27 protein-coding genes are annotated in these 25,169 nt (G+C 64.4%); 7 read left to right on the top strand and 20 right to left on the bottom strand.

The window, feature by feature from the left end; all coding sequences use genetic code 11:
- Positions 1-76 precede the first annotated feature (76 nt).
- Together ada and HBH1_RS02995 are read right to left on the bottom strand one after the other, a co-directional pair.
- A complete protein-coding gene (gene ada / locus HBH1_RS03000) occupies positions 77-1,249 on the bottom strand; it encodes a bifunctional DNA-binding transcriptional regulator/O6-methylguanine-DNA methyltransferase Ada (protein ID WP_102661511.1) in 1,173 nt (390 codons plus the stop codon).
- Positions 1,250-1,359: 110 nt separating this feature from the next.
- Positions 1,360-1,878, bottom strand: coding sequence for an Lrp/AsnC family transcriptional regulator (locus HBH1_RS02995; RefSeq protein WP_006464522.1), 519 nt, complete (start codon positions 1,876-1,878; stop codon positions 1,360-1,362).
- A 146-nt stretch (positions 1,879-2,024) separates the two neighbouring features.
- Here HBH1_RS02995 and hppD point away from each other — a divergent pair, with 146 nt between their 5' ends.
- Positions 2,025-3,125, top strand: coding sequence for a 4-hydroxyphenylpyruvate dioxygenase (hppD, locus tag HBH1_RS02990; RefSeq protein WP_102661510.1), 1,101 nt, complete (start codon positions 2,025-2,027; stop codon positions 3,123-3,125).
- 185 nt (positions 3,126-3,310) lie between these two features.
- On the top strand, positions 3,311-3,661 hold the full coding sequence (locus HBH1_RS02985; protein WP_102661509.1) for a FlxA-like family protein: 351 nt from the start codon (positions 3,311-3,313) through the stop codon (positions 3,659-3,661).
- A 40-nt stretch (positions 3,662-3,701) separates the two neighbouring features.
- On the opposite strand, the gene HBH1_RS02980 is transcribed toward HBH1_RS02985, so the two are convergent.
- From HBH1_RS02980 to HBH1_RS02945, 8 genes are all read right to left on the bottom strand, one after another.
- Positions 3,702-5,069 (bottom strand): MFS transporter, encoded by a 1,368-nt coding sequence (locus HBH1_RS02980; protein WP_102661508.1) that lies wholly within the window; start codon positions 5,067-5,069, stop codon positions 3,702-3,704.
- Between the two features lie 65 nt (positions 5,070-5,134).
- Positions 5,135-6,178, bottom strand: a complete 1,044-nt coding sequence (locus HBH1_RS02975; RefSeq protein WP_102661507.1) for an amidohydrolase family protein — start codon at positions 6,176-6,178, stop codon at positions 5,135-5,137.
- Positions 6,171-6,869: an RraA family protein gene (locus HBH1_RS02970; RefSeq protein WP_077235118.1), complete on the bottom strand. Its 699-nt coding sequence runs from the start codon at positions 6,867-6,869 to the stop codon at positions 6,171-6,173. The genes HBH1_RS02975 and HBH1_RS02970 overlap by 8 nt, the downstream gene beginning before the upstream one ends.
- Positions 6,870-6,903: 34 nt before the next feature.
- On the bottom strand, positions 6,904-8,106 hold the full coding sequence (locus tag HBH1_RS02965; protein WP_102661506.1) for a pyridoxal phosphate-dependent aminotransferase: 1,203 nt from the start codon (positions 8,104-8,106) through the stop codon (positions 6,904-6,906).
- Positions 8,107-8,161: 55 nt separating this feature from the next.
- Positions 8,162-8,890, bottom strand: a complete 729-nt coding sequence (locus tag HBH1_RS02960; RefSeq protein WP_006464515.1) for an amino acid ABC transporter ATP-binding protein — start codon at positions 8,888-8,890, stop codon at positions 8,162-8,164.
- Positions 8,890-9,603: an amino acid ABC transporter permease gene (locus HBH1_RS02955; protein ID WP_006464514.1), complete on the bottom strand. Its 714-nt coding sequence runs from the start codon at positions 9,601-9,603 to the stop codon at positions 8,890-8,892. Before HBH1_RS02955 ends, HBH1_RS02960 begins: the two co-directional genes overlap by 1 nt.
- Position 9,604: 1 nt before the next feature.
- Positions 9,605-10,303: an amino acid ABC transporter permease gene (locus HBH1_RS02950; RefSeq protein WP_102661505.1), complete on the bottom strand. Its 699-nt coding sequence runs from the start codon at positions 10,301-10,303 to the stop codon at positions 9,605-9,607.
- 133 nt (positions 10,304-10,436) lie between these two features.
- The gene (locus HBH1_RS02945; RefSeq protein ID WP_051110930.1) at positions 10,437-11,240 is read right to left on the bottom strand and encodes an ABC transporter substrate-binding protein; all 804 of its coding nucleotides are present in this window, start codon (positions 11,238-11,240) and stop codon (positions 10,437-10,439) included.
- Positions 11,241-11,527: 287 nt separating this feature from the next.
- On the opposite strand from HBH1_RS02945, the gene HBH1_RS02940 reads away from it, so the two are divergent.
- Positions 11,528-12,349, top strand: a complete 822-nt coding sequence (locus HBH1_RS02940; RefSeq protein ID WP_102661504.1) for an IclR family transcriptional regulator — start codon at positions 11,528-11,530, stop codon at positions 12,347-12,349.
- Positions 12,350-12,388: 39 nt separating this feature from the next.
- Here HBH1_RS02940 and HBH1_RS02935 read toward each other — a convergent pair whose 3' ends face one another.
- The 6 genes from HBH1_RS02935 to HBH1_RS02910 form a co-directional block, all read right to left on the bottom strand.
- Positions 12,389-13,228, bottom strand: a complete 840-nt coding sequence (locus tag HBH1_RS02935; RefSeq protein ID WP_102661503.1) for an ABC transporter substrate-binding protein — start codon at positions 13,226-13,228, stop codon at positions 12,389-12,391.
- A gap of 228 nt (positions 13,229-13,456) precedes the next feature.
- Positions 13,457-14,161 (bottom strand): ABC transporter ATP-binding protein, encoded by a 705-nt coding sequence (locus HBH1_RS02930; protein WP_006464509.1) that lies wholly within the window; start codon positions 14,159-14,161, stop codon positions 13,457-13,459.
- Entirely contained in the window at positions 14,161-14,937 is a 777-nt protein-coding gene (gene livG, locus HBH1_RS02925) for a high-affinity branched-chain amino acid ABC transporter ATP-binding protein LivG (protein ID WP_102661502.1), read from the bottom strand. Before livG ends, HBH1_RS02930 begins: the two co-directional genes overlap by 1 nt.
- Positions 14,934-16,160, bottom strand: coding sequence for a high-affinity branched-chain amino acid ABC transporter permease LivM (locus HBH1_RS02920; RefSeq protein WP_102661501.1), 1,227 nt, complete (start codon positions 16,158-16,160; stop codon positions 14,934-14,936). Before HBH1_RS02920 ends, livG begins: the two co-directional genes overlap by 4 nt.
- A 43-nt stretch (positions 16,161-16,203) precedes the next feature.
- Entirely contained in the window at positions 16,204-17,130 is a 927-nt protein-coding gene (gene livH / locus HBH1_RS02915) for a high-affinity branched-chain amino acid ABC transporter permease LivH (protein ID WP_006464506.1), read from the bottom strand.
- 103 nt (positions 17,131-17,233) lie between these two features.
- Positions 17,234-18,355 (bottom strand): branched-chain amino acid ABC transporter substrate-binding protein, encoded by a 1,122-nt coding sequence (locus tag HBH1_RS02910; RefSeq protein WP_077235111.1) that lies wholly within the window; start codon positions 18,353-18,355, stop codon positions 17,234-17,236.
- Between the two features lie 413 nt (positions 18,356-18,768).
- Between HBH1_RS02910 and HBH1_RS02905 the strand changes: the two genes are divergently transcribed.
- Positions 18,769-19,554 carry a phosphodiester glycosidase family protein gene (locus tag HBH1_RS02905; RefSeq protein WP_102661500.1) on the top strand — a complete coding sequence of 262 codons (786 nt, stop codon included), beginning with the start codon at positions 18,769-18,771 and terminating at the stop codon, positions 19,552-19,554.
- 346 nt (positions 19,555-19,900) lie between these two features.
- Here HBH1_RS02905 and HBH1_RS02900 read toward each other — a convergent pair whose 3' ends face one another.
- Positions 19,901-20,182, bottom strand: coding sequence for a hypothetical protein (locus HBH1_RS02900; RefSeq protein ID WP_039876100.1), 282 nt, complete (start codon positions 20,180-20,182; stop codon positions 19,901-19,903).
- 207 nt (positions 20,183-20,389) lie between these two features.
- Here HBH1_RS02900 and HBH1_RS02895 point away from each other — a divergent pair, with 207 nt between their 5' ends.
- From HBH1_RS02895 to HBH1_RS02885, 3 genes are all read left to right on the top strand, one after another.
- Positions 20,390-21,265 carry a M15 family metallopeptidase gene (locus HBH1_RS02895; RefSeq protein ID WP_102661499.1) on the top strand — a complete coding sequence of 292 codons (876 nt, stop codon included), beginning with the start codon at positions 20,390-20,392 and terminating at the stop codon, positions 21,263-21,265.
- A 148-nt stretch (positions 21,266-21,413) separates the two neighbouring features.
- Positions 21,414-21,608, top strand: a complete 195-nt coding sequence (locus HBH1_RS02890; RefSeq protein WP_077235105.1) for a hypothetical protein — start codon at positions 21,414-21,416, stop codon at positions 21,606-21,608.
- A gap of 150 nt (positions 21,609-21,758) precedes the next feature.
- Complete coding sequence (locus HBH1_RS02885; RefSeq protein ID WP_102661498.1) at positions 21,759-22,235, top strand: GNAT family N-acetyltransferase; 477 nt, start codon at positions 21,759-21,761, stop codon at positions 22,233-22,235.
- A gap of 12 nt (positions 22,236-22,247) precedes the next feature.
- Here HBH1_RS02885 and HBH1_RS02880 read toward each other — a convergent pair whose 3' ends face one another.
- Genes HBH1_RS02880 through cysW form a run of 3 tightly spaced genes read right to left on the bottom strand, consistent with a single transcriptional unit; the run spans position 22,248 to position 25,168 of the window.
- Positions 22,248-23,183, bottom strand: a complete 936-nt coding sequence (locus HBH1_RS02880; RefSeq protein WP_102661497.1) for a CysB family HTH-type transcriptional regulator — start codon at positions 23,181-23,183, stop codon at positions 22,248-22,250.
- Positions 23,180-24,259 carry a sulfate/molybdate ABC transporter ATP-binding protein gene (locus HBH1_RS02875; protein ID WP_006464496.1) on the bottom strand — a complete coding sequence of 360 codons (1,080 nt, stop codon included), beginning with the start codon at positions 24,257-24,259 and terminating at the stop codon, positions 23,180-23,182. The genes HBH1_RS02880 and HBH1_RS02875 overlap by 4 nt, the downstream gene beginning before the upstream one ends.
- Before the next feature lie 9 nt (positions 24,260-24,268).
- Positions 24,269-25,168 (bottom strand): sulfate ABC transporter permease subunit CysW, encoded by a 900-nt coding sequence (cysW, locus tag HBH1_RS02870; RefSeq protein WP_077235103.1) that lies wholly within the window; start codon positions 25,166-25,168, stop codon positions 24,269-24,271.
- Position 25,169 lies beyond the last annotated feature (1 nt).

Raw genomic sequence — 25,169 nt, 5'->3', positions numbered from 1 at the left:
CTGCAATATGAAGTAACAGCCATTGTAGCCGCCTCTGCCCCCGCCTTCAGACGGGCTTGCCGTTGGCGGTGGCTGGCTACGGCTGCGACTGCGGTTGCGGCGGGCGCACCACTGCCTCGCGCGCCAGCAAGGCCGCCTTGCGCTCGATGCCCCAACGGTAGCCGGACGGTGATCCATCCTGGCGCACGATGCGATGGCAGGGAATCAGCAAGGCAATCTCGTTGTGCGCGCAGGCGCTGGCCACCGCCCTTACCGCCGCGGGCTGGCCGATGCGGGCGGCCAGTTCGGCGTAGCTCAGGGTCACCCCCGGCGGTATCTCGCGCAGGGCCTGCCACACGCGCTGCTGGAAGGCCGTGCCACGCACGTCCAGTGGCAGCGTGGCGCCACGTTGCGGGTCATCCAGCGCGGCCAGCACCTGCGCCAGCGTCTGCTCGAAGGCGGCATCGCCCGGCGCCAGTTCGGCCTGGGCAAAACGGTCCTGCAGTTGCTGCACCAGGACCTCGGCATCCTCACCCAGGGTGACGGCGCAGATGCCCTGCTCGGTGGCCGCCACCAGCAAGGCGCCCAACCAGCATTGCGCCACGGCGAAACGGATTTTTTCGCCACGGCCGCCGTGGCGGTAGGCCGCCGGCTTCATGCCCAGGTCGGCATTGCGGTGGGCGTAGAAGCCGCCGCTGGAATTGAAGCCGGCTTCGTAGAAGGCCTCGGTGACACTGGCGCGTGAGGCCAGTTGCTGACGCAGGCGCTGCGCCCGCCGGGCGTCGCCATAGGCCTTGGGGGTCAACCCGGTGTGGGCCTTGAAGAGCCGATGGAAGTGGTAGCGGCTCAAGCCGACGGCCTGGGCCAGGTCCTCGGTGGCGGGCGCCTGCTCCGCGGCTTCGATCAGGCGGCAGGCCTGGGCGATGGCGTGGGCCTGGCGCTCCTGCAGCGGCGGCAGGTCGGGCCGGCAGCGCTTGCAGGGCCGAAAACCGGCCGCTTCGGCAGCGGCACAACTGCCGTGAAAGGCCACGTTCTTGCGCAAGGGTGTGCGCGCGCCGCAGGAGGGCTTGCAATAGACGCCGGTGCTCTTGACCGAATACCAGAACAGGCCGTCAAACGCCGGGTCGCGGCGCTGCACGGCCAGCCAGCGTTGCGGGTCGGCGAGGGACGGGTCGGTGAGGGACGGGTCGGCGGATGCGGGGTCCGCCTCCGTGGAGGGCGCGGGGGACGTAGGGGGCCTGGAAATCATCGGGGAGGTCGTGCTCGGCATGGGGTGCTCCTGCTATCGGGTCAGGATGATTCTAGGCGCCCCCTGGCGGCGTCGCACTCGGGTGCTTGCTTTTGAATTCGCAAGCCACCCCACCCTTTGCGTTCACTCCCTCATTGGGAGAAGCGAATGCGCTGGCGCGACTTCACCGGCTGCATGACGTGTTCCAGCGGCAGTTCGTGGGACTGCTTGACCTTCTTGAGGGTGATGTTGGATTTGACGTTGGTCACGCCAGGCAGGCGCAGCAGCCGGCTCATCATGAATTCGGAAAACGCCGCCAGGTCGGGGGCGACAATGCGCAGGATATAATCGCCCTCCCCCGTGACGGAGAAGCATTCGGTGACCTCTGGCATCGTTTCCACGGCTTTTTCGAACAATTCGCCCCGGGTTTCGCCCTGGCGATCCAGGGTCACGGTGGTGAAGGCCGTCACGCCCAGGCCGACCACCGCCGGGTCCAGCACGGCGGTGTAGCGTTCGATGACGTGGGCTTCTTCCAGGCGCTGCACGCGACGACTGATCTGGGAGGTGGACAAGTGAACTTTCAGTCCCAGTGCACTGTTGGTAATATGTCCGTCACGCTGCAGCTCGGTCAGCAAGGCCAGATCGTAGCGATCCACATTGATGATGCTCATTTATCTCTCCAATTTTCTTATTTAAGATTTATTTGTGCATATTAACCCCTAATTTGCGCAAAAAACAATCACAAATTGCAGTGACGACGCAATAAACTCCTTGCATGGGCCGGGCTTGCCGGCCTTTCCAATCCGAGGAGACACAGATGGGCCACGCAGACAGCCAGATCAGCCAACTTGCCGCCGCCAGCACGGACCTGTTCGACAACCCCATGGGGACCGATGGTTTCGAGTTCGTCGAATACACCGCCGCCGACCCGGCCGCCATCGCCGGCGTGCTGGAACTGATGGGTTTTACCGCCGTGGCGCGTCACCGTTCCAAGAACGTGACCCTCTATCGGCAGGGTCAGATCAACTTCATCCTCAACGGTGAGCCGGACAGTAATGCCGCCGCCTTCGCCCAGGTGCACGGCGCCTCGGTCAACGCCATGGCCTTCCGCGTCAAGGACGCGGCCTTCGTCTACAAGCGCGCGCTGGAACTGGGTGCCGAAGGCGTGGAAGCCCGTCTGGGCCCGATGGAGCTGAACATCCCCGCCATCCGCGGCATCGGTGGCTCGCTGCTGTATCTGGTGGACCGTTATGGCGACAACGGCTCCATCTATGACGTGGATTTCCAGTTCTTCCCCGGCGTGGAGCGCAATCCCAAGGGCGTGGGCCTGACCTATATCGACCACCTGACCCACAACGTCATGCGCGGCGCCATGGACACCTGGTCGTCGTTCTATACGCGTCTGTTCAACTTCCGCGAGATCAAGTATTTCGACATCGAGGGCAAGGTCACCGGCCTGCGCTCGCGGGCCATGACCAGCCCGTGCGGCAAGATCCGCATTCCCATCAACGAGAGCGCGGACGGCAAGTCGCAGATCGAGGAATTCATCAAGCAGTACAACGGCGAGGGCATCCAGCACATCGCCCTGGGCACCGACGACATCTACCAGACCGTGCGCGCCCTGTACGCTCGCGGGGTGCCATTGCAGGACACCATCGCCACCTATTACGACCTGGTGGAACGCCGCATCCCCGGCCATGGCGAAGACCTGGCCGCCCTGCGCGAACTGAAGATCCTCATCGATGGTGCCCCCACCGCCGGCCAGGGGCTGCTGTTGCAGATCTTCACCCAGAACCTGATCGGCCCGGTGTTCTATGAAATCATCCAGCGCAAGGGCAACGACGGCTTCGGCGAGGGCAATTTCAAGGCCCTGTTCGAATCCATCGAACTGGACCAGATGCGCCGCGGCGTCATCTGATGGAGCCGCCGGCAGCCATGCCGGCCCTTCCCTGCATGCAAGGCGCAGCGCCCTTCCCGGGCCTGCGCCTTTTCGCTTTTTTACGTTTCGCGACTCAAGCTTTGCAGGAAGCTGCCGTAACTCTACCCAAAGGCAATCTTGCCTGAACCTGCAAGACTGGCGCCTCGACCGGGGCTGGAGTTCGCATGAACATCGCGTATGAACAAGAAAAAACTGCCGAGGCCAGCCACACCGCCCATGCAGACACGCTGGACCATGACCCCGCCGAACTGATCGAGCAGCTCAGTCACCGCATCCTGATCCTGCAACAGCAGGCGCAGTCGCTGGCACGCTTCCCGGCCAATCGCGACGGCAAGCAGCAGCGCCAGTTGCTGCAGCAGCAGATCCGCACGCTCTACCAGCAATTGTTTGCGCTGGAGCAGCAACAGTCCCGTCAGCGCAGGCGCGGCGAGAATTACCTCAGCATGGCCCTGTCGGTGGCCGCCCATGCGGCCCACCACCACGCCCAGAGCGAGGCCCTGGCCGCAGTCGCCTGAGCCCTGCCCTCGCCGTTCTCTTCCGCTCCTTGCGTTCCCTTCAATAGCGCAGCCGTGTCAGGCTGACCACACACGCCAGCGCCGCCAGCCCGGCGGCGCAGCACAGCACCAGCGCATACGGTGCGTCCGACCACCCCAGCAGCATGGCCACCATCGAGGCGCCCACGGTCTGCCCGGTCAGGCGCGCCGTGCCCAGCATGCCGCTGGCGCCACCGGTACGCTCACGCGGAGCGGCGCTGATCATGGTGCGGTTGTTGGGCGACTGGAACAGCCCGAAGCCAAACCCGCATATCGCAAACTGCAGCGCCATCAGGCCGTCCGGCGTGCCATGGTCGATCGTCAGCAGCGACAGCAGGCCCAGGCACATCACCCCCAGCCCTATCCCACCCAGCAAACCCGCCGCGATGCGGTCCGACAGCTTGCCCGCCACCAACCCGGTCAGGGCCACGGCAATCGGCCAGGCCGTCAGCAACAGCCCGGCGCGCGCGGCGCTGATGCCGAGGTAGTTCTGCAACATGAAGGGCAGCATCACGAACACCGCCATCTGCGCCGCGAAGGAACAGAAGGAGGTGCCGATGGACAGCGCAAACAAGGGAATGCGCAGCAGGTCCAGCGGCAGCATGGGGGCGCTGGACGACTGCAGCTTGAGCAACAGGAACAGGCTCAGCCCGGTCAGCACGGCGCAGCCGGCCACCACCCAGACGCCCTGCAGATGGCCGACCGCATCGATGGTATAGAGCAGCAAGCCGATGAAGCACATGCACAGGAGCGCGCTCTGCCGGTCGAAGCGGCGCGGGGCCAGCGGATTGGTGGGCAGCGCCTTGTTGCCCACCACGAGCGCGGCCAGCCCGAGCGGGATATTGATCAGGAACAGCCAGTGCCAGGATGCCAGGTGCAGGATGAAGCCGGCCACGGTCGGCCCCAGGGCATTGCCGGTGCCGGCCACCAGGGCGTTGTAGCCGATGGCGCGGCCCAGCAGGCGCGCCGGGTAGATGAAGCGGATCAGGGCCGTATTGACCGACAGGATGCCGGCCGCGCCCAGCCCCTGCAGCACCCGCGCCAGACTCAGCTGCAGCATGTCATTGCTGGCGGCACAGGCCAGCGAAGCCAGCGTGAAGAGGAACAGCCCGCCCAGATAGACGCGCCGGTAGCCCACCACCTCGCCCAGCGAAGCCAGCGGCAGCAGGCACACCGCCATGGCGATCTGGTAGCTGTTGATGACCCAGATGGCATCGGCATCGCTGGCCTTGAGATCGGCGGCCATCGACGGCAGCGCCAGGTTGGCGATGGAGCCGTCCAGGACCGCGATGGTGATGCCCAGCACCACGGTGGCGATGGCGAGGAAGCGCTGCCGGGGCGGCAGGCCGTCGGCGTCATGCGGGGCGCCGCTGCGGGTCTGTACGTGCACTGTCTGCTTTCAAGGCTTGAGATGATCCGGGGACGCCGGGGCGTCCGAACGAGGGCGTTATGCTATCACCGCCCTGCCTCCTGCATGCGGTAGACCTCCCGGGCGGTACCACTGAAGAGCGCTGTGCGCTCGGATGCGGACAGGTCCACCGTCAGCCGCTTGAAGGCATTCCACAGGCTGACATAGCCGAACATGCCCTTGTCCACCGGGAAATTGCTCTCGAACATGCAGCGCTGCGGACCGAACAGGTCGATGCAGGTGTCGATATACGGTCGCCAGGCCTGGGCCAGCTGGATCGAATCCGGCGGCGCGGCCTGACGATGGAAATCCCAGCCGCCCACGGGCATGCCCAGACCACCCAGCTTGAGCCAGACATTGGGCAGGGCCGCGATGGCGCGCATGCCGCGCTCCCACTCGCGTCGTGCTGCCTCACGCTGGCCGGCGTAGGGGCCGGCGCCGAGCGGGCCGCCGCAGTGATCCAGGACGAAGCGCGTGTCCGGGCAGGCCTGGGCCAGCGCCAGCACTTCATCCAGCTGGGTGTGATAGGCCCAGACGTCCAGCGACAGGTCGTAGCGCGGCAGCAGGCGCGCACCGGTACGGAACCTGTCCTGCGCCAGCAGGCCGGGCGGTGGCGGCTGCGGGTTGCTGCGAATGGACGGATCGGCATGCCAGGCCGTGGTATTGCGGATGCCGCGCAGGCGGCCGTTACCGGCCTGCTGCAGGGCTTCGACCACAGCCTGTACGTCGGCGCCCAGCATCAGGTCGGCAAAGCCGACGATGGCCGCGCAGGCGCGCACCGGGCCGTAAAGGCCGCTGGCCGATTGCGCCGCCACGCCATTGACGAACTCCACCTCGCCCACCGGTTGCATGGCCTGCGGCCCCTCCTGCCGGTACATCGAACGGCATTGCACGAACACCGTCTCGGTGATGCGATGGCCGCTGGACAGGTCGGCCATCCACTGCTCGAACAGGTAACGGTTGCCGGCGCGATCCCACAGATGGTGGTGGGCGTCGATGATGGGCAGCTCCGGCTCCAGCACCGCTTCCTGCGTCAGGGCCAGCCAGTCGGGGCGTACCTGCAGGTGCGGCGAGGCGGCGGCATCAGCCATGGCGCGACACCGGCTGGCCGATCTGTTGGCAGCCCAGTCGCTTCAGGCTCGCATCGATCCAGCCACGGTCGCTGGTGCCGGCCTGGATGGCCGCCATCTGCGCGACTTCGGCATCATTCTTCGCCTTGGCGGCAGCGTAGACGGCGGCGATGTCGTCATAGCCCACGCACAGCAGGCCGTCGTAATCACCCACCACCAGGTCACCCGGGGCAATCACCATGCCGTCGATGGCGATGGGCACATTGATCTCGCCCGGGCCATCCTTGTAGGGGCCGCGATGCGTCACACCGGCGGCGAACACCGGGAAGCTGCCGCCCTGGATGGCGTCCAGGTCACGCACCGCGCCGTAGATGACGATGCCGCCCAGGCCCCGCTGGATGGCATGCGCCACCATCAGCTCGCCGATGATGGCGTTGGACAGGTCGCCCCCGGCATCGACCACCACGATGTCGCCCGGCTCGGCCAGGTCCAGGGCCTTGTGCACCATCAGGTTGTCACCCGGGCGCGATTTCACCGTGATGGCGGCGCCGGCCAGCTTGCCACCGCGATGCAGCGGCCGCAGGCGCGCACCGGCAGCGGTCATGCGTGCCATCGAATCGCTGATGTTGGCCACCGGGATGGCGGCGAAGTTCTTGACGTCTTGCGCGCTGACCTTGCGCACGCGCTCAAGAATGCGGAATCCTGCTGACATGGTGTTCTCCCTGCAAGAATAAAAAGTGAAAGATTCAGCGCAAGCTGGCGCAGAAGCGCTGGACGCGCACGCAAGCCTCGCGCAGGCGCTCGGTGGAATCGGCATAGGACAGGCGGAAGTTCGGCCCCTGGCCGAAGGCGCTGCCATGCACCAGGGCCACGCCCTCGGCCTGCAGCAGGGCCGAGACGAAGTCCTCGTCATTGCCGATGACCTGGCCGTCTTCGGTACGCTTGCCGATCACACGCTCGCAGGAGGGGAAGACATAGAAAGCGCCTTCCGGCACCGGGCAATCCAGACCCTCGGCCTGGTTCAGCAGCGACACCACCAGGTCGCGTCGGCCCTGGAATACCTTGCGGCTCTCGTGGATGTAATCCTGCGGACCATTCAGGGCCTCCAGCGCGGCCCATTGCGAGACCGAGCTGGCGCCCGAGGTCAGCTGGCCCTGGATCTTTTCCATGGCCTTGATCAGTGCCAGCGGACCGGCCGCGTAGCCGATGCGCCAGCCGGTCATGGCATAGGCCTTGGAGACGCCATTCATGGTCAGGGTGCGCTCGTAGAGTTCGGGCGCGATCTGGGCCGGGGTGGTGAATTCGAAGTCGCCGTAGGTCAGGTGTTCGTAGATGTCGTCGGAGAGGATCCAGACCTGCGGATGGCGCTTGAGCACCTCGGCCAGCGCGCAGATCTCGGCACGGGTGTAGGCCGCGCCGCTGGGGTTGCAGGGCGAGTTGAACATCAGCCACTTGGTGCGCGGGGTGATGGCGGCCTCCAGCGCTTCGGGGCGCAGCTTGTAGCCGGCTGCGCGGGTGGTCTTGGCATACACCACGTGGCCACCGCACAGGGCCACCAGTTCCGGATAGGACACCCAGTAAGGGGCCGGCACGATCACTTCGTCACCGACGTTGATGCTGGCCATCAGGGCATTGGCGATGACCTGCTTGCCGCCGTTGGAGACGATGGTCTGGGCCACGCTGTAGTCGAGCTGGTTCTCGCGCTTGAACTTGGCGACCACGGCTTCGCGCAGCTCGGTGATGCCGGCCACCGCCGTATAGCGGGTCTCGCCACGGGCGATGGCGGCGTAGGCGGCCTGCTTGATGTTGTCGGGGGTGTCGAAGTCGGGCTGGCCCGAACTGAGGGCGATCACGTTGCGGCCCTGGGCGGCCAGTTCGCGCGCCTTCTGGGTGACGGCGATGGTGGCCGAAGCCTTGATGCGGGAGAGTGAATCGGAAATGAATGCCATGGTGGTCTCGTCTTGTTGATCCCGGATCTCCGGGAAATCTTGGGGGATGGTGCGATCAGGCGTGGCGGATGTCGGCCACGAACTTGCGGGCGCGCTCATGCTGCGGTCGCTCGAAGAAGTCCTGCGGGGTGGCGCGCTCCAGCACCTGGCCATCGGCCATGAAGATGAGGCGGTCGGCCACTTCGCGGGCAAAGCCCATCTCGTGGGTCACGCACACCATGGTCATGCCCTCGGCGGCCAGCTGCTTCATCACCTGCAGCACCTCGCCCACCATCTCCGGGTCCAGTGCCGAGGTCGGTTCGTCGAACAGCATCACCGGCGGCTTCATGGCCAGGGCACGGGCAATCGCCACGCGCTGCTGCTGGCCGCCCGAGAGCTGGCCGGGATAGGACTGCGCCTTGCCGGCCAGGCCGACCTTTTCCAGCAGGGCCATGGCGCTGTCGCGGGCGGCTTTCTCGGACAGTTTCAAGACCCGCATGGTGGCCAGCATGACGTTGCGCTCCACACTCATGTGCGGGAACAGGTTGAAGGACTGGAACACGAAGCCGATGCGGCTGCGCAGGCGGTTGATATCGACTCCGTTGCCGTGCACGTCCTGGCCGTCCACGTAGATGTGACCGTCGTTGATGGGTTCGAGCCGGTTGATGGTGCGAATCAGGGTCGACTTGCCCGAGCCCGAGGGGCCGCAGACGATCACCACTTCACCGCGCTTGATTTCTTCGTTGACGCCGCGCAGGGCGTGGTAGTCGCCGTACCACTTGTTCACATTGTTGAATCGGATCATCAGAGACTCCTGAATTGACGTTTTAGCTTGATACGGCGCTCGGCCAGCCCGACCAGCGAACTGAGCAGGTAGCACAGCACGAAATAGGTCATGGCCAGCAGGAAGTACACCTGGAAGGGCTTGGTCAGCAGTTGCGCATTGACCTGGTAGGCCGCATAGGTGAGTTCGTTGACGCTGATGATGTAGGCCAGCGAGGTGTTCTTGATCAGCGAGATCAGCTGGTTGAGGATGCTGGGGATCATGTTGAACAGCGCCTGCGGCAGCACCACCTCGCGCAGCGTGGTGAAGTAGCTCATGCCCAGCGAGCGTGAGGCCTCGACCTGCCCTTGCGGAATGGCCTGGATGCCGGCCTTGATGACCTCGCCCAGGAAGGCGGTCTCATAGGCCACCAGCGCACAGATCACCGTGGTGGTGCCGGAGATGGACTTGCCGGTCAACAGCGGCACGATGAAGTAAGCCCAGAAGATCAGCATCAGCACCGGCAGCCCGCGCAGGGTATGCACGATGGCGCCAGCCGGCCAGGCCACCCAGCGCACAGTGCTGGTACGGGCGATGCCGAACAGCACCGCCAGCGGGAAGGCGCAGACCAGGCCGGTCACCGCCAGGATCAGTGTCAAGGCCAGACCGCCCAGCGGACCATGCGGGAATTCGCCGATCAGCAGCTGCAGGCCGTAGGTGCGGAGGATGTCGAAGATATCGAGGATGGTGTGCATGTCAGCGCCCCTTCACTTTCAGATGGCGGCCGTTGTACCAGCCACCGATGGCCATGATCGACCACGACATCAGCAGGTAGAAGGCCGAGGCCAGGGCGAAGGTTTCGAAGGTGCGATAGGTTTCGTTTTCGATCTGGCGACTGGAGTAGGTCATCTCGGCCACGCCGATGGCCATGGCCAGGCTGGTGGACTTGAACAGCGACAGCGACTGGTTCACCAGGGGCGGCACCGAGATGCGGATGGCCTGCGGCAGCAGCACGTCGCGCATCGATTGCAGGTAGGACAGGCCCAGCGCGCGCGCCGCCTCCATCTGCGTGGCCGCCACCGAGCGCATGCCGCTGCGCAGGTCTTCCGACATATAGGCGGCACTGTTGAGGGACAGCTCGATCAGGGCAAAGATGAATTCGCCGTTGTGGTTGTTGATGAAGTCGGTGATCCAGGCCGGCAGCAGTTCGGGGATGCCGAAATACCAGACGAAGATCTGTACCAGTCCCGGCACGTTGCGGTGGTAGTTGACGTAGCCGGCGATGAGCCACTCCAGCGGCGGCAGCGCCAGGGTGCGCAGGCCCACCAGCAGCACCGCCAGCATAAAGGCGCAGACCCAGGCCGCCGCGAACAGCCACAGCGTGGTGAAGGCGCCGCCGATGAGCCAGTGCAGGTACTGGCCATGCAACACCGCGCCGAAATCAAGATTGAGCATGTGAGCGCTTCCTTGCTAGAACAGCCTGGCGCACCAAGATTGCCAGGCGAAGGGTAAGCCGGTCCCGCACGCACCGGCCGGGCCGGTGCGCGTGATCCTTGTTGCAGCGGGAACGAAGGCTTGAGTGAAGGGCTTACTGGAAGGCGGAGATCGGCGTGAGCTTCTTCTCGCGCGGGATGTTGAACTTGGTATTGGGGCCGAACCACTTGTTCCAGAGGGCGTCGGTCTCGCCACTCTTTTCCAGTTTTTCGAGGGCGTCGTTGACGGCGGCCAGCAGGGCCGGCTCATCCTTCTTCACGCCCATGGCGGTCGGTTCCCAGGCCAGTTCGCCATTGAGGAACTTGTACTTGCCCTCGGATTCGTTGACGAAGCGGATGCCCGAAGGCTGCGACAGCGCCAGTCCCTGCACCTTGTTCTGGGCCAATGCCAGGAAGGCGGCCGGAGTGTCCTGGAAGGTCAGGATGGTGGCCTTGGGCAGGACGCGGCGCGCATACAGCTCAGGGGTGGAACCCTTGTTGGCGCTGATGCGCTTTTCGGCCAGGTCCTCGACCTTGTTGAAGCCGCCGTTACTGTGGGCGATCAGCTTGATCGGAGTCTGGTAGTGCGCGGCGGTGAAATCGATCTGCTGGGCGCGCTCCTTGGTATAGCCCAGCGCGGCCACCACCAGGTCGACCCGGCCCAGCGTCAGTTCCGGGATGCGCGCCTCCACCGAGACCCCCTTGTGTTCCAGCTTCACTCCCAGCTGCTTGGCGACCGCATTGCACATGTCGACGTCGAAGCCGACGATCTGGCGCGTGGCCGGATCGGGAAAGCCCAGGGGTTCGCTGCTGGTCAGGGTGGCGCACACCAGGGTGCCGCGTGCCTTGATATCGGCCAGGCGGTCAGCGTGCGCGGCCGTGGAAAACACCAGCGAAACGGCCGCAGCCGCGATTGCCATACAGGTCTTGTTGAAGCGCCCCAAAGTCATTTTCTATCCTTTCCCAGGTTGAACAACGAACATCGATGAAATAAATCATAATTGCATTATGATTTTTAAACAAGCACAATTTGTCCTTATATTTCAGATACTTAGGACATGCATCGCGGCGGTGCAAAAATCCCTGAAATGGGCATGCAGATTCCCGCCGGCGGTGCAGGCAAGGCCGCTGGCGGCGATTTTTTGGTGCGCCGCGCCAATCGAAAAAGGTGATAACCTCGCCCCATTCCGAAATTCGACGTCGATTTATGAAAAAAGAGAGTGAGCCCGACAAAAAGGATGCGGCACCCGACCGCACCGTGCTCGGCGCCGAACGCAGCCTGGCCATCCTGAGCGCCTTTATCGATGCCCCCGAGCCGTTCGGCCTGACCGAGCTGGAAGCCCGGACGGGACTGTTCAAGAGCGTGATCCACCGCTACATGATGTCCTTCATCAAGGCGGGGTACGTCGTGCAACGTGCTGACAATTCCTACCAGCTGGGGCCGCGCGCCTACCAGCTGGGCAAGGCCTTCGAGGCCCGGTTCGACTATGCCGACTTCATCATGCCCACGCTGGAGAAGCTGGTGCGAGAGACCGGCGAAAGCACCGCCTTCTACATCCGCCAGCAGGAGCAGCGGCTGTGCCTGTATGCGGCCGAGACCCCGGCCTCGGTGAAGGCCACCGTCAAGGCGGGCAGCCTGTTCCCGATCGACCAGACCTCCAGTGCGCAGGTACTGCGTTTCTTCTCGGTGCCGGGCAATGCGGCGCGCTCGGGTGGGCGCTATGTCTGCATTTCGGTGGGGATCAACAATCCGCTGTCGTCATCGATGTCGGCCCCGGTGTTCGGGCCTGGCAACGCGCTGGTGGGTTCACTGACCATCTTCGGCCTGACCCTGCGCTTCGATCCGGCCGCCAGCGGCGCCATGCGCGCTACCCTGCTGCAGATGGCGCAGGAATTGTCGATACGACTGGGCGCGTCGCCCCAGGTCTATCAGGCGCCGAGTGCGGACATCTTCGATGAAGCTGCGGCACAGGCAGCACTGGCGGCACAGGCAGTCCAATCCACACAGGCCACGGTCGGCGACGGATGAAAAAAAACGATGCCGCGGCATCGTTTTTTTCCATCGTCCCTAACGCAGGCTGGCAATGGGCGTGAGCTTCTTGTCGCGGGGGATGTTGAACTTGGTCTTGGGCCCGAACCAGCGGCTCCAGAGGGCATCGATCTCGCCCTCCTTCTCCATCTCCATCAGACCCTGATTGATGGCGGCCAGCAGTCGGCGCTCACCCTTCTTGACACCCAGCGCGGTGGGCTCCCAGGCCAGCGCCCCTTCCACGAAGCGAAAGCGTCCCGTGGATTCGTTGACGAAGCGCACGCCCGACGGCATGGAGATGGCCAGTGCGTCCACCTTGCCCTGCGCCAGTGCCAGGAAGGCCTGCGGAGTATCGACAAAGCCCAGCACCGTGGCCTTGGGCAGTACGCGCCGCGCCGCCTGTTCCGGGGTGGAGCTGCGATTGGCGCTGATGCGCTTGTCGGCCAGGTCCGATACCAGGTTCAGGCCGGAGTCGGATTGCACGATCAGCTTGATCGGGTTCTGGTAATGGGAGGCGGTGAAATCGATCTGGTGCGCCCGTTCGCGGGTGTAACCCAGCGCCGCCGAGACCAGGTCGGCTTCGCCATGGATCAGCGCCGGCAGACGGGCTTCCACGGTCACGCTCTTCTGTTGCATCTGCACGCCCAGCTTGCGCGCCACCGCCGCACACATGTCCACATCGAAGCCGACCACCTGCCGGGTCTGCGGATCGGGATAGCCGAGCGGTTCGTTATTGGCCAGCGTGGCACAGACCAGGGTGCCGCGTGCCTGGATCTCGGCCAGCCGGTCGGCATGCGCCGCAGCCGGAAAAAGCCAGGCACTGGCCAACAGCAAGCTGCCCATGCCCAGTTTCTTCAGATGCTGCGAAATCATTTTCATGCTTTTCCTCATTGAATATCGAGAATAGCCTGAAACAATCCCAAATGTCACTTACAGCAGACGGCGGCATGCACACCTGTCCAAAAAACCGGCTGCATCTGCACACCGCCAGGCACAGCTGGTCGTCTGGTATGACATGTCAGCCCGGCCGGCCGCTCTCGTAGTGCGAAAAAAAAACGGCCCGGTCTGAGAGCGACCGGGCCGTCATCTGCAAGCGCCGCCAGGGGCTCAGCCGTGTCCCAGATACGCCTTGCGCACGTCGCTGTTGGCCAGCAGGTTGGCGCCGGTGTCGGACATGACCACGTGACCGTTCTCCAGCACATAGCCGCGATCGGCCACGCCCAGTGCCTTGTTGGCGTTCTGCTCGACCAGGAACACCGTCACGCCGCTTTCGCGGATGGTTCGGATGATCTCGAAGATCTGTGCGATCACCAGCGGTGCCAGGCCCAGCGTGGGCTCGTCCAGCAACAGCAGGCGCGGCTTGCTCATCAGCGCACGGCCGATGGCCAGCATCTGCTGCTCGCCGCCGGACATGGTGCCGGCGCGCTGGGCCGCGCGTTCCTTCAGGCGCGGGAACAGGCCGAAGACATACTCGATGCCTTGTTCGATGGCCTCATTGCTGGCGAAGAAGGCGCCCATCTTGAGGTTTTCCAGCACGGTCAGGCTGGGGAAGACGCGCCGCCCTTCCGGCGAGATCGCCAGGCCGCGACGCATGATCTCGTGGGTCGGCAATGCGGTGATGTCCTGCCCCTCGAAGATCACGCGGCCGCTGGAGGCACGCGGACGTCCGCACAGCGTCATCAAGAGCGTGGTCTTGCCGGCCCCGTTGGCGCCGATCAGGGTGACGATCTCGCCCTTTTCCACATTCAGCGACACGCCGTGCAGCGCCTCGATGGCGCCGTAGTGGGTATGCACCTTGTCAAACTGCAGCATCATTCTTCTCCCAGGTAGGCCTTGATCACGCGCTCGTCGCTGCGCACCTCGTCCGGGGTGCCGGTGACGATGGGCTTGCCGTGCTCCATGACGAGGATGCGGTCGGAGATGCCCATGATGAGGCTCATGTCGTGTTCGATCAGCAGCACGGCCACGCCGTGTTGGCGACGCAGGCGGTCGATCAGTTGCGAGAGCTCCTGCTTTTCCTGCGGGTTCAGACCGGCGGCGGGTTCGTCCAGCAACAGCAGGCGCGGCCGGGTGATCATGCAGCGGGCGATCTCCACCCGGCGCTGCAGGCCGTAGGAGAGCGTGCCGGCTTCGCGGTTGGCCAGTGCCGTCAGGCCCAGCTGGTCCAGCCAGTAGGCGGCGCGTTGCAGCGCCTCCTGCTCGGAACGACGGTAGCCGGGGGTCTTCAAGAGGCCTGCCAGCAGGTTGGTATTGACCTGCTGGTGTTGCGCCACCAGCAGGTTTTCCACCACCGTCATGGACTTGAACAGGCGGATGTTCTGGAAGGTGCGTACCAGTCCCTGCTGCGCCACCTGGTGGCTGGGACGGCGGGCGATGGAGACGCCATCGAGCGCGATCTCGCCCGAGGTCGGCTGGTAGAAGCCGCTGATGCAGTTGAAGACGGTGGTCTTGCCGGCACCGTTGGGGCCGATGATGGCGAAGACTTCACCTTCCTTGACCGACAGCGAGACGCCATCGACCGCCAGCAGGCCGCCGAAGCGCATCGACAGGTTGGCCACTTCCAGCATGGTGTTCACAGGTTGGTTCATTGCGGCAGCTCCACATGCGGACGGGTGGCAGGCAGCAGTCCTTGCGGACGCCACATCATCATCAGCACCATCACCAGACCGAAGATGAGCATGCGGTATTCGGCAAAGCTGCGCGCCACTTCCGGCAGCACGGTCAGCAGGATGGCGGCCAGGATCACGCCCAGCTGCGAGCCCATGCCACCCAGCACGACGATGGCCAGGATCAGGGCGGACTCGATGAAGGTGAAGGATTCCGGTGTCACCAGTCCCTGGCGGGCGGCGAAGAAGGAGCCGGCCAGGCCGGCAAAGGCGGCGCCCAGCGTGAAGGCCGAGAGTTTGACCCTGGTCGGGTTGATGCCCAGCGAGCGGCAGGCGATCTCGTCTTCGCGCAGGGCTTCCCAGGCGCGGCCCATGGGCATGCGCAGCAGGCGGCTGGTGACCAGGTAGGTGAACAACACCATCAGCAGGGCCAGGAAGTACAGGAAGATCACCATGTGTCCACCCTGGTACGACAGACCGAACACCTGATGGAAGGTGGTACCACCCTCGGTCAGGGGGTTGCGCGCCATCGCCAGGCCGAACACGGTGGGCTTGGGGATGCCGGACACGCCATCCGGGCCGCCGGTCAGGCTGGTCATGTTGTTGAGCAGCAGGCGGATGATTTCGCCGAAGCCCAGCGTGACGATGGCCAGGTAGTCACCGCGCAGGCGCAGCACCGGGAAGCCCAGCAGGAAGCCGAACAGCGCCGCAGCCGCCGCCGACAGCGGCAGGCACTCCCAGAACGAGAGGCCGACATACTGGTTCAGCAGTGCATAGGTATAGGCCCCCACGGCGTAGAAGCCGACATAGCCCAGGTCCAGCAGGCCGGCGAAGCCGACCACGATGTTCAGGCCCAGGCCCAGCACCACGTAGATCAGCGCCAGGGTCATCACGTCCACGTAACCACGCGAACCGAAGAAGGGCCATACCAGCGCCGCCATCAGCAGGATGATCACGGCGGCGCGCTGCTGGCGCGGCTGCATGCGTGGCAGGGCCGGCAGCTTCACGCCAGCGGCCGAGCGCGACAGCGCCGGCTTGACCAGCTGGAACAGGAACACGGCGATCACCGCCACCAGCACCGGGGTCCAGTGGGTATTGAGCACCACCCGGTAACCTTCCAGCTGCAATTGCATGCCCAGCAGCGGGATGGTCAGTACGGCGGTCACCAGCGCCGCCGCCACGGCATTCTTGAAAGTCTCAGGCATCACGCCTCCTTGAATAATTCGTTGTCCGTCAGGCGCGCTGCGCTCAGACCTTTTCGATATCGGGCTTGCCCAACAGGCCCGTGGGACGGAACAGCAGGATCAGCACCAGCAGGCCGAAGGACACCACGTCCTTGTATTCCGACGGCAGGTAGCCGGCGGCAAAGGTCTCGGCCAGGCCCAGCAGGACGCCGCCCAGCATGGCGCCGGGAATGCTGCCGATACCACCCAGCACCGCCGCCGTGAAGGCCTTGATGCCGGCGATGAAGCCGATGTAGGGATTGAGCTTGCCGATGGTCAGCGCGATGAGCACACCGCCCACTGCGGCCAGCATTGCACCCAATACAAAGGTGAAGGAAATGACCTTGTTGGTGTCGATACCCAGCAGGTTGGCCATGCCCATGTCCTCGGCACAGGCACGACAGGCGCGGCCCATGCGCGAGCGCGCGATGAACAGCGTCAGCGCCACCATCAGCAGCAGCGTGACACCGACGATGACCATGCGCGAATACGGCACGGTGACGGTGAAGTCGCTGCCCATCTGGAATTCCAGCGCGCCCGAGATCAGCACCGGCACCGACATGTCGCGCGCGCCCTGGCCGATCTGTACATAGTTCTGCAGGAAGATGGACATGCCGATGGCCGAGATCAGCGGCACCAGGCGCGGACCGCCGCGCAGTGGGCGATAGGCCACGCGCTCGACGGTCCAGCCATACAGGCCCGTGACCAGTACCGATACGATCAGCGCGCCACCCAGCAGCAGCGGCAAGGGGTAGCCGGACTGCACGCCGATGGCGGTGAGCGTCACCAGGCCCACGTAGGAGGCGATCATGTAGATCTCGCCATGGGCGAAGTTGATCATGCCGATGATGCCGTAGACCATGGTGTAGCCGATGGCGATCAAGGCATAGATCGCGCCCAGCGAAAGCCCGTTGACGAGCTGCTGGGTCAGTTGTGGGAGCAATTCATTCATGTGGAGGGTCCAGAAGTGGAAATGCCCCATCCGAGAATTTCGCGGTGGGGCATTTCGCTGTTTGACGTCAGGTCAGACGGTCATGCCAACGATTCGCGGGGAATCACTTGGCTTCGGTCTTGGTGGCGTCCTTGTGCCAGGTGAAGACCACGAACTTGAAGGACTTCAGGTCGCCCTTCTTGTCGTATTCGACGTTGCCGATGGGGGTCTTGAAGCTGTTGGCGTGGATGTAGGCCGCGACCTTTTCCGGATCGGTGGACTTGGCGCCGGTGATGGCATCGGCAATGATCTTCACGCCGGAATAGGCCGGCATCTGGAACGGACCGTTGGCGTCGCGCTTGGCGGCGGCAAAGGCCTTGACCAGGGCGGCATTGGCCGGGTCAGCGGCGAAGTCGGCCGGCAGGGTCACCAGCATGCCTTCGGAAGCCGGGCCGGCAATCGCGGTGATGTCCTTGTTGCCCACGCCTTCAGGGCCCATGAACACGGCCTTGACGCCCTGCTCACGCGCCTGGCGCATGATCAGGCCCATTTCCGGGTGGTAGCCGCCGAAGTAGACGAAGTCCACGCCCTGCGACTTGAGCTTGGTGACGATGGCGGAGTAGTCGCTGTCACCGGCATTGATGCCTTCGAACAGCACCACCGGCACCTTGGCGGCGTCCAGTGCGCCCTTGACCGAGGAAGCCACCCCCTGGCCGTAGGACTGCTTGTCGTGCAGCACGGCGACCTTCTTGGGCTTGAGCTTTTCGATCACATAGCGGGCGGCAGCAGGACCCTGCTGGTCATCGCGACCGATGGTGCGGAAAATGAACTTGTGCGGCTTGGCTTCGGTCAGCTGGGGAGCGGTGGCCGACGGGGTGATCATCACCACGCCTTCGTTTTCATAGATGTCGGAGGCCGGGATGGTGGAGCCGGAGCAGACGTGACCGATCACGTACTTGATGCCCTGGCTGACGATCTTGTTGGCCACGGCCACGGCTTGCTTGGGTTCGCAGGCGTCGTCCATCATCACGGCTTCGAACTTGTTGCCATTGGCGCCACCGGCGGCGTTGATCTGTTCGATCGCGGTCAGGGCACCGGCCTTGACCATGTCGCCGTACTGGGCCACGGCACCGGTCAGGGGACCGGCGATGGCGATCTTGACGGTCTCGGCATGCGCCACGCCGGCAAAGGCGGCGAAGGTGGCGGCGGCCAGGGCGATCTTGGTCAGACGGCTTGCAGATTTCATTGACGTTTCCTCCAGGATGGAACGGATTCAAGAGGCGCCGTTACCTGGCCAGCAGGCCGGCGCGCGTAGGGCTCCGGTTCTCTGGCCCTGATAATTCCGGGGGCCGGCCGAAGCATGGGGGCAGAGTGTAACACCCTCGTCATGAAGGGCAACTTTTTTTTGATAATTGGCCGTAGTCCGTCATTTTTACCCTGTCAAATTCGATTTCTCGCACATTTCATGCTGATTTTCTTCATTTTCCTAAATTTGGTGCAGGCTCGCACTGCAGCATGAGCCATTTCGGTGCGATACTCGCAAAGCCATGCTGGTGGCGGATTTGCAGCCGATTCCGGGAAACCGGTGGCAGGCCGGGCTGCCCACAATTACAATACGGCCTCGCCCCGCGTATTCCCGCAGAACAAGACCCGGTTTCGATGCTTCATTTCCTCCTCCGCTCCCCCCTGTTGCGTCGCCTGGCGCTGGTCATCCTGGCGGCTCCCCTGCTTTGTCCGGCGCTGGCCGGCGCTGCCGAGATCAGGCAATACCAGTATCACCAGGTCTTCATCAGCACCTGTCGCGCCGATCCGCGCAGCGACACCATCCGCATGTACTGGAAGGATGCCAATGGCGCACCGCTGGGCAATTTCCTGCGGCTGGACGCCCATCTGCGCAGCCAGGGGCTGGACATGGTGTGCGCCACCAATGCCGGCATCTACGACAAGCAGCTGCAGCCGCTGGGTCTGTACGTCGAGGCCGGCACGCAGCTGCGCCGCCTCAATACCCGCAAGAACGCCTATGGCAACTTCTACCTGCAGCCCAATGGGGTGTTTGTCCTCAGCGAGCGCCAGGCCTATATCGTGGAGACCTCGGACTACGAGGCCGAGCTGGGGCTGTGGAATTCGGTGGCGCGCTATGCCACGCAGTCGGGGCCGCTGCTGATCGTGGATGGCAAGATCAACCCGCGCTTCGATCCCGATTCGGCCAATACGGTGGTGCGCAATGCCGCCTGCCTGGACGCAGCCGGGGTGGTCACGCTGGCCATTGCGCGCAATCCGATCAGCTTCCATGACTTCGCCAGTTTTTTGCGCGACGAACTGAAGTGTAGCGACGCCCTTTATCTGGACGGCAGCATCTCGCGCATGTATCCCACCCTCGAAGCCAATATGGGACCGGCTTTCGGCGCCATGATCGCGGTGGTCAAGCCACACGGCGCAAAGTGAGCGGCGAAAAAAAAGCCCGCAGCCAATAAACTGCGGGCAAGTTCCCTATCAAGAGGGAGGTTGAAGGAACAGTTCAACCACCTGTACGACTGCGGGCCGCAAAAAAAAGTTCGGAAAGATTTTGACGCCTTCCCCAGGAGGCAGAACGGCCTGCCCCTTGGGTCCATCTCGCCCTGCCCGTCGCGCCCCTTTCACTAGCCTCTCACTGCCGTACCTCAAAAGAAAGCGCCGCGTCAGTTGCCTGACGCGGCGCATGCAGTGCTGTTCCCACTGCGGGATGATGGTGCGGCTGTTGCCGTTCTTGTCTGGCTCTTGTTATGCGAAGGCTGGCGCTTGAATGCTGTGCTTACTTCTTCTCGCCACCGGCGGTGTCGCCCGTGGTCGCAGGCGGCGTGCTCGGGCTGGTGGCCGAGGAATCCGACGGCGTGGTCGGAGTCGGGGTCGCCGGAGTGGCGGTCGAGCCGGAGTCAGCCGGTGCCGGTGTGGTCGGGGTGGTGGTGGCCGGAGCCGGTTCCGATGCGGCCGGCGGGGTGGCGGCCGGCGTGGCGGGCGCTTCGTCGCGCTTGTTGCAGCCGGCGAGCACGGCAGTAAAGACGGCGGCAGCCAAGAGGGTGTGGCGAATCTGCATGTTTTGCCTCCAAAGGTTGTTGATGGGTTGTGCCGACATTCGGCCAGATGGGTCCTTGCCGAAGTTCGACTGTTTCTGGATATGGATTATTCCCGCTCCGGCGGCCGCAGGCTGTCAGAAAATGGCGCATCTTGATGTCAGTCATCGCAGGCAATGTGAATCAAAAGGCAACACTTTCTTGCCTGAAAACCCGTATCATCGCCGCCTATGACGACCTTGCCCGCCCTCCTCCTGCCGCCCTCCCCTGGCCGCCGGATTACCCTGATCGCCGCCCTGCTCGCCGGCTTGTCCATGATGTCTGCGGCCCATGCCGACATCACACCTGTCTCGCCGGCGCAGTGTGCCGACATGAAGGCGCGCAAGGTCATCACGGCGGCCAATCCGGTCCCCTGCGCGCGCCTGTCCCGGGTCAGCTTCGACTACACCGATTTCGACGGTGCCACCCGCCAGGGCGCGGTGGTGGTGCTGGATGCAGTGGCGCCGCAGGTGGAGTCGCTGTTCGGCGAACTGCTGTTGCGCTCCTTTCCGCTGGCCGGTGCGCGCGCACTGGAAGCGTTCGATGGCGATGACCAGCGCTCCATGGTCGCCAATAACAGTTCCGCCTTCAACGGTCGGCCCATGACCGGCGGCGGTGGCTGGTCCAAGCATGCCTATGGCGCCGCCATCGATATCAATCCCCTGCAGAACCCCTATGTGAGCCAGGCCGGCAGCAGCGCACAGGAAGTGCTTCCGCCCAAGGGCAGCAGCTACCTGCAGCGCACGCCCGCGCAAGCCGGCATGGCCGAGGAGGTGGTGAGCGTGTTCTACGATCACGGCTTCCTGGTCTGGGGTGGCCAGTGGAAGCAACCCATCGACTACCAGCACTTCGAGATCGGCAGCCGTGGCTTCATCGTCCGCCTGGCCAGCCTGCCGAGGGCGCAGGCGCGGGCCGAGTTCGAGCGTTATGTGGCGGCCTACCGCCGGTGCGCACATCCGGGCGTACCGGGTGCACCGGGTGCACAGGCCGCCACCAGCGATGGCGACGACGACACGGCGGAAGACACCACCCTGCGCGACCAATGCGCGGCACGCCTGCGCAAATGAAGCGATCCGACGCCGCCAGCCGGCACAGGTAAAGATGCGCAAGTTTGGGTAAACCGGCGTAGCAGCACGCCATCACGCACCTATACTGCCCTGGCAACATCGGTCTGGGCGCTCGCCCGGGGGGACAGCCTTAATCAGGAGTGCACGCATGTCGATCAATTCCATTTCTTCCATCTACCACAGCAATACGCCAGCCAACACGCAGCAAACGACGAAGAAGCCGGCCGTCAATTTCAACGACGTCCTCAATGCGGCCGGTCAGTCCGCCCAGGTAGCGCAGGCTGCCAGCACCCAGCCCAGCAGCACCGACACCTTCACCACGACGCCGACCCGCACGGTCTGACACGATCGGGATTCACGCATCACCCCGGGCGAACCGCCCATGAAAAAGGCCGGAGGGCGTAGGGCTGTACCTACGTCCTCCGGCCTTTTGATTTGTCAGCGCAAGGCTATACTGCGGCTTCACGCGCCCGACCGGCGCCCTGGAGACCCGATGCCCGAGCAAGCCCCTGAGAGCGCGCTGCAGATTCGCGGCGCACGCCACGACGACTACCCGCAATGGAAGATCCTGTGGGATGACTACAATGCCTTCTACGGTCGCAGCGGCGCTACTGCCCTGCCCCTGCCGATCACCCAGGCCACCTGGGCGCGCATCCACGATGCCGGCGAGCCGGTCCATGCGCTGGTGGCCGAAGCCGACGGCAGGCTGCTGGGCCTGGCGCACTACCTCTACCACCGCAATACCATCCTGATCGGTCCGACCTGCTATCTGCAGGATCTGTTCACCACCGAAGCCGCTCGCGGGCGCGGCGTGGGGCGCGCACTGATCGAAGAGCTCTACCGCCGTGCGGCTGCCGATGGCGCCGAACGCGTCTACTGGCATACCCACCACGGCAATGCGACGGCGCGCCGGCTCTATGACACGCTGGCCATCGACTCCGGCTTCATCGTCTATCGCAAGAACCTGTAGGCGTGTCTGCGTTCAGGTCTGGGCATTAGCCTCATTGAGCGCTGCGACGATGTCGGCGCGCTTGAGCTCGGGGGCGAACTGCTGGATGAAGTCCAGCGCATAGCCACGCAGGTAGGCACCACGACGCACCGCCAGTCGGGCGATGTTGGCCTTGAACAGGTGCGCCGCATTGATGGCGACCATGTCCTGGTGCTTGCCCTGGTCGACCGCCATCGAGGCCACCAGGCCCACGCCCATGCCCAGCGACACGTATTGCTGGATCACGTCCGAATCCATGGCGGTGAGCACGATGTCGGGCTCGATGCCGGCCTGGCGGAAGGCTTCGTCGATATGGCCCCGGCCGGTAAAGCCGACGTCATAGGTGATCAGCGGCCAGGTCCCCAGGTCTTCCAGGGTCACCTGTTCCAGACCCAGCAGCGGGTGGCCCTTCGGCACCACGATCACGTGGCTCCAGGTATAACAGGGGAAGGACACCAGTTCCTTGAACTGCGACAGGCCTTCGGTGGCGATGCCGATGTCGGCCTTGCCGGAGATGACCCATTCGGCGATGTGTTCCGGCGCGCTCTGCTGGAGCGCGATGCGTACCTGCGGAAAGGCGTCGCGGAAGGCCTGCACGATGCGCGGCAGCACGTAGCGGGCCTGGGTGTGGGTGGTGGCGATGGAGAGCGTGCCGCTCTGCTCGCCGGCGTATTCCTTGCTGGCGCGGCGCAGGTTCTCGGCTTCCAGCAGCAGCCGTTCGACGATGCCCAGGATGCCCTTGCCGGGCTCGGTCAGGCCGGTGAGACGCTTGCCGTTGCGTTCGAAGATTTCCACGCCCAGTTCTTCTTCCAGCTCGCGAATCTGGCGACTCACGCCGGGTTGCGAGGTGAACAGCACATTGGCCACTTCGGTCAGGTTGAAGCCGCAACGGGCGGCTTCGCGGATGGAGCGCAGTTGCTGGAAGTTCATCGTGCCGTCCCTCCTTCCTGCTGGGCGAACACCTGCAGGCGGCGCGGGCGCACCACCAGGGTGTCGCCATTCTTCAGTCCCAGCTGCGCAAAGCGTTCGTTGGGGATGACGGCTTCGATGAGCTCGGCGTTGTCGTCGCGCTCCAGTTCCAGCTGGGCCAGCGGGCCGATGGCATGGGCGCGGCGCAGTTGCACCACGATGCCCTGGGCACCGGGCGCGTAGCGTTCCACATCCAGATCGTGCGGCCGCACGTAACCGACGCCGGAAGCATCGCGGGTATCGTCATGGCCGGGCGCCTCGAAACGGGCACCAGCAGCATCCAGCACGCCCTCGTGCAGGCGGCCATGGAACAGGTTCACATTGCCCAGGAAGCCGTAGACGAAGGGTGAGGCCGGATGGTTGTAGACCGCTTCGGGCGTGCCGATCTGTTCCACCTGTCCCTTGTTCATCAGCACCACCTGGTCGGCCACTTCGAGCGCTTCTTCCTGGTCGTGGGTGACGAAGATGCTGGTGACGTGCAATTCATCATGCAGGCGTCGCAGCCAGCGGCGCAGTTCCTTGCGCACCTTGGCATCGAGTGCGCCGAAGGGTTCGTCCAGCAGCAGCACGCGCGGCTCCACGGCCAGTGCACGCGCCAGGGCGATGCGCTGGCGCTGCCCGCCCGAGAGTTGCGGTGGATAGCGGTCGGCCAGCCAGTCCAGTTGCACCAGTTCCAGCAGGCTCTTGACCTTCTCGCGGATGGCCGCTTCCGAGGGACGCTGGGCGCGCGGTTTCACCCGCAGGCCGAAGGCGATGTTCTCGAACACGGTCATGTGCTTGAACAGGGCGTAGTGCTGGAACACGAACCCGACCTGGCGCTCACGCACATGGCGTGCCGAGGCGTCTTCACCATCCAGCAGCACCTGGCCGGAGTCAGGCGATTCCAGACCGGCGATGATGCGCAACAGCGTGGTCTTGCCGCAGCCCGAGGGCCCCAGCAGCGCGGTCAGTTCGCCGGCCGGGAAGTTGAGCGAGACGTCGTTGAGTGCGGTGAAGCTGCCGAAACGCTTTTGGATGTGATGGACTTCGATGCTCATGAGAACTCCTTAGACTTGCTCGCTGGCGCTGTGCTGCTGATGCAGCCGCCACTCGATGACACTCTTGATGGCCAGTGTGACCAGGGCCAGGAAAGCCAGCAGCGAGGCCACGGCGAAGGCGCCGGTGATGTTGAATTCGTTGTAGAGGATTTCGACCTGCAGCGGGATGGTGTTGGTCTCGCCCCGGATGTGGCCGGAAACCACTGATACCGCGCCGAACTCGCCCATGGCACGGGCGTTGCAGAGGATGACGCCATACAGCAGGCCCCACTTGATATTGGGCAGGGTCACGTGCCAGAAGGTGCGCCAGCCGGAGGCGCCCAGCACCAGCGCGGCCTCCTCTTCTTCGCTACCCTGCGACTGCATCAGCGGGATCAGCTCGCGCGCCACGAACGGGAAGGTCACGAAGATGGTGGCCAGCACGATGCCCGGCACGGCGAAGAGGATCTTGATGTCATGTTCGCGCAGCCAGGGGCCGAGGTAGCCTTGCAGGCCGAACAGCAGCACGTAGATCAGGCCCGAGATCACCGGCGAGACCGAGAACGGCAGGTCGATCAGGGTCAGCAGCACGTTCTTTCCACGGAACTCGAACTTGGCGATGGCCCACGCCGCCGCCACGCCGAATACCAGGTTCAGCGGCACGGCGATGGCCGCCGTGATCACGGTCAGCTTGATGGCCGACCAGGCGTCGGCCTCGGTGATGGAGGCCACATAGACATCCCAGCCCTTGCGCAAGGCTTCATAGAACACCGCCACCAGCGGCACGAACAGGAACAGCGTCAGGAACACCAGGGCAATGCCGATCAACAGGGCACGCACCCAGAACGGTTCCAGGGTGGCTCCGGGGGTGATCGGCGGCTCGCCGCGGGCGATGTTCTGGCCGGCGAGGGAAACAGGCGCGCCACTCATC

The sequence above is a fragment of the Herbaspirillum sp. BH-1 genome, from assembly GCF_002870055.1.
GTDB lineage: Bacteria > Pseudomonadota > Gammaproteobacteria > Burkholderiales > Burkholderiaceae_D > Herbaspirillum > Herbaspirillum frisingense.
This window is presented reverse-complemented; position numbering and strand designations above follow the sequence as displayed.

What these genes read in the sequence shown, in the direction of transcription:
- ada (WP_102661511.1), bottom strand. Translation starts at nt 1,249, where the DNA reads ATGCCGAGCACGACCTCCCCGATGATTTCCAGGCCCCCTACGTCCCCC.
- HBH1_RS02995 (WP_006464522.1), bottom strand. Translation starts at nt 1,878, where the DNA reads ATGAGCATCATCAATGTGGATCGCTACGATCTGGCCTTGCTGACCGAG.
- hppD (WP_102661510.1), top strand. Translation starts at nt 2,025, where the DNA reads ATGGGCCACGCAGACAGCCAGATCAGCCAACTTGCCGCCGCCAGCACG.
- HBH1_RS02985 (WP_102661509.1), top strand. Translation starts at nt 3,311, where the DNA reads ATGAACATCGCGTATGAACAAGAAAAAACTGCCGAGGCCAGCCACACC.
- HBH1_RS02975 (WP_102661507.1), bottom strand. Translation starts at nt 6,178, where the DNA reads ATGGCTGATGCCGCCGCCTCGCCGCACCTGCAGGTACGCCCCGACTGG.
- HBH1_RS02970 (WP_077235118.1), bottom strand. Translation starts at nt 6,869, where the DNA reads ATGTCAGCAGGATTCCGCATTCTTGAGCGCGTGCGCAAGGTCAGCGCG.
- HBH1_RS02965 (WP_102661506.1), bottom strand. Translation starts at nt 8,106, where the DNA reads ATGGCATTCATTTCCGATTCACTCTCCCGCATCAAGGCTTCGGCCACC.
- HBH1_RS02960 (WP_006464515.1), bottom strand. Translation starts at nt 8,890, where the DNA reads ATGATCCGATTCAACAATGTGAACAAGTGGTACGGCGACTACCACGCC.
- HBH1_RS02955 (WP_006464514.1), bottom strand. Translation starts at nt 9,603, where the DNA reads ATGCACACCATCCTCGATATCTTCGACATCCTCCGCACCTACGGCCTG.
- HBH1_RS02950 (WP_102661505.1), bottom strand. Translation starts at nt 10,303, where the DNA reads ATGCTCAATCTTGATTTCGGCGCGGTGTTGCATGGCCAGTACCTGCAC.
- HBH1_RS02945 (WP_051110930.1), bottom strand. Translation starts at nt 11,240, where the DNA reads ATGGCAATCGCGGCTGCGGCCGTTTCGCTGGTGTTTTCCACGGCCGCG.
- HBH1_RS02940 (WP_102661504.1), top strand. Translation starts at nt 11,528, where the DNA reads ATGAAAAAAGAGAGTGAGCCCGACAAAAAGGATGCGGCACCCGACCGC.
- HBH1_RS02935 (WP_102661503.1), bottom strand. Translation starts at nt 13,228, where the DNA reads ATGAAAATGATTTCGCAGCATCTGAAGAAACTGGGCATGGGCAGCTTG.
- HBH1_RS02930 (WP_006464509.1), bottom strand. Translation starts at nt 14,161, where the DNA reads ATGCTGCAGTTTGACAAGGTGCATACCCACTACGGCGCCATCGAGGCG.
- livG (WP_102661502.1), bottom strand. Translation starts at nt 14,937, where the DNA reads ATGAACCAACCTGTGAACACCATGCTGGAAGTGGCCAACCTGTCGATG.
- HBH1_RS02920 (WP_102661501.1), bottom strand. Translation starts at nt 16,160, where the DNA reads ATGCCTGAGACTTTCAAGAATGCCGTGGCGGCGGCGCTGGTGACCGCC.
- livH (WP_006464506.1), bottom strand. Translation starts at nt 17,130, where the DNA reads ATGAATGAATTGCTCCCACAACTGACCCAGCAGCTCGTCAACGGGCTT.
- HBH1_RS02910 (WP_077235111.1), bottom strand. Translation starts at nt 18,355, where the DNA reads ATGAAATCTGCAAGCCGTCTGACCAAGATCGCCCTGGCCGCCGCCACC.
- HBH1_RS02905 (WP_102661500.1), top strand. Translation starts at nt 18,769, where the DNA reads ATGCTTCATTTCCTCCTCCGCTCCCCCCTGTTGCGTCGCCTGGCGCTG.
- HBH1_RS02900 (WP_039876100.1), bottom strand. Translation starts at nt 20,182, where the DNA reads ATGCAGATTCGCCACACCCTCTTGGCTGCCGCCGTCTTTACTGCCGTG.
- HBH1_RS02895 (WP_102661499.1), top strand. Translation starts at nt 20,390, where the DNA reads ATGACGACCTTGCCCGCCCTCCTCCTGCCGCCCTCCCCTGGCCGCCGG.
- HBH1_RS02890 (WP_077235105.1), top strand. Translation starts at nt 21,414, where the DNA reads ATGTCGATCAATTCCATTTCTTCCATCTACCACAGCAATACGCCAGCC.
- HBH1_RS02885 (WP_102661498.1), top strand. Translation starts at nt 21,759, where the DNA reads ATGCCCGAGCAAGCCCCTGAGAGCGCGCTGCAGATTCGCGGCGCACGC.
- HBH1_RS02880 (WP_102661497.1), bottom strand. Translation starts at nt 23,183, where the DNA reads ATGAACTTCCAGCAACTGCGCTCCATCCGCGAAGCCGCCCGTTGCGGC.
- HBH1_RS02875 (WP_006464496.1), bottom strand. Translation starts at nt 24,259, where the DNA reads ATGAGCATCGAAGTCCATCACATCCAAAAGCGTTTCGGCAGCTTCACC.
- cysW (WP_077235103.1), bottom strand. Translation starts at nt 25,168, where the DNA reads ATGAGTGGCGCGCCTGTTTCCCTCGCCGGCCAGAACATCGCCCGCGGC.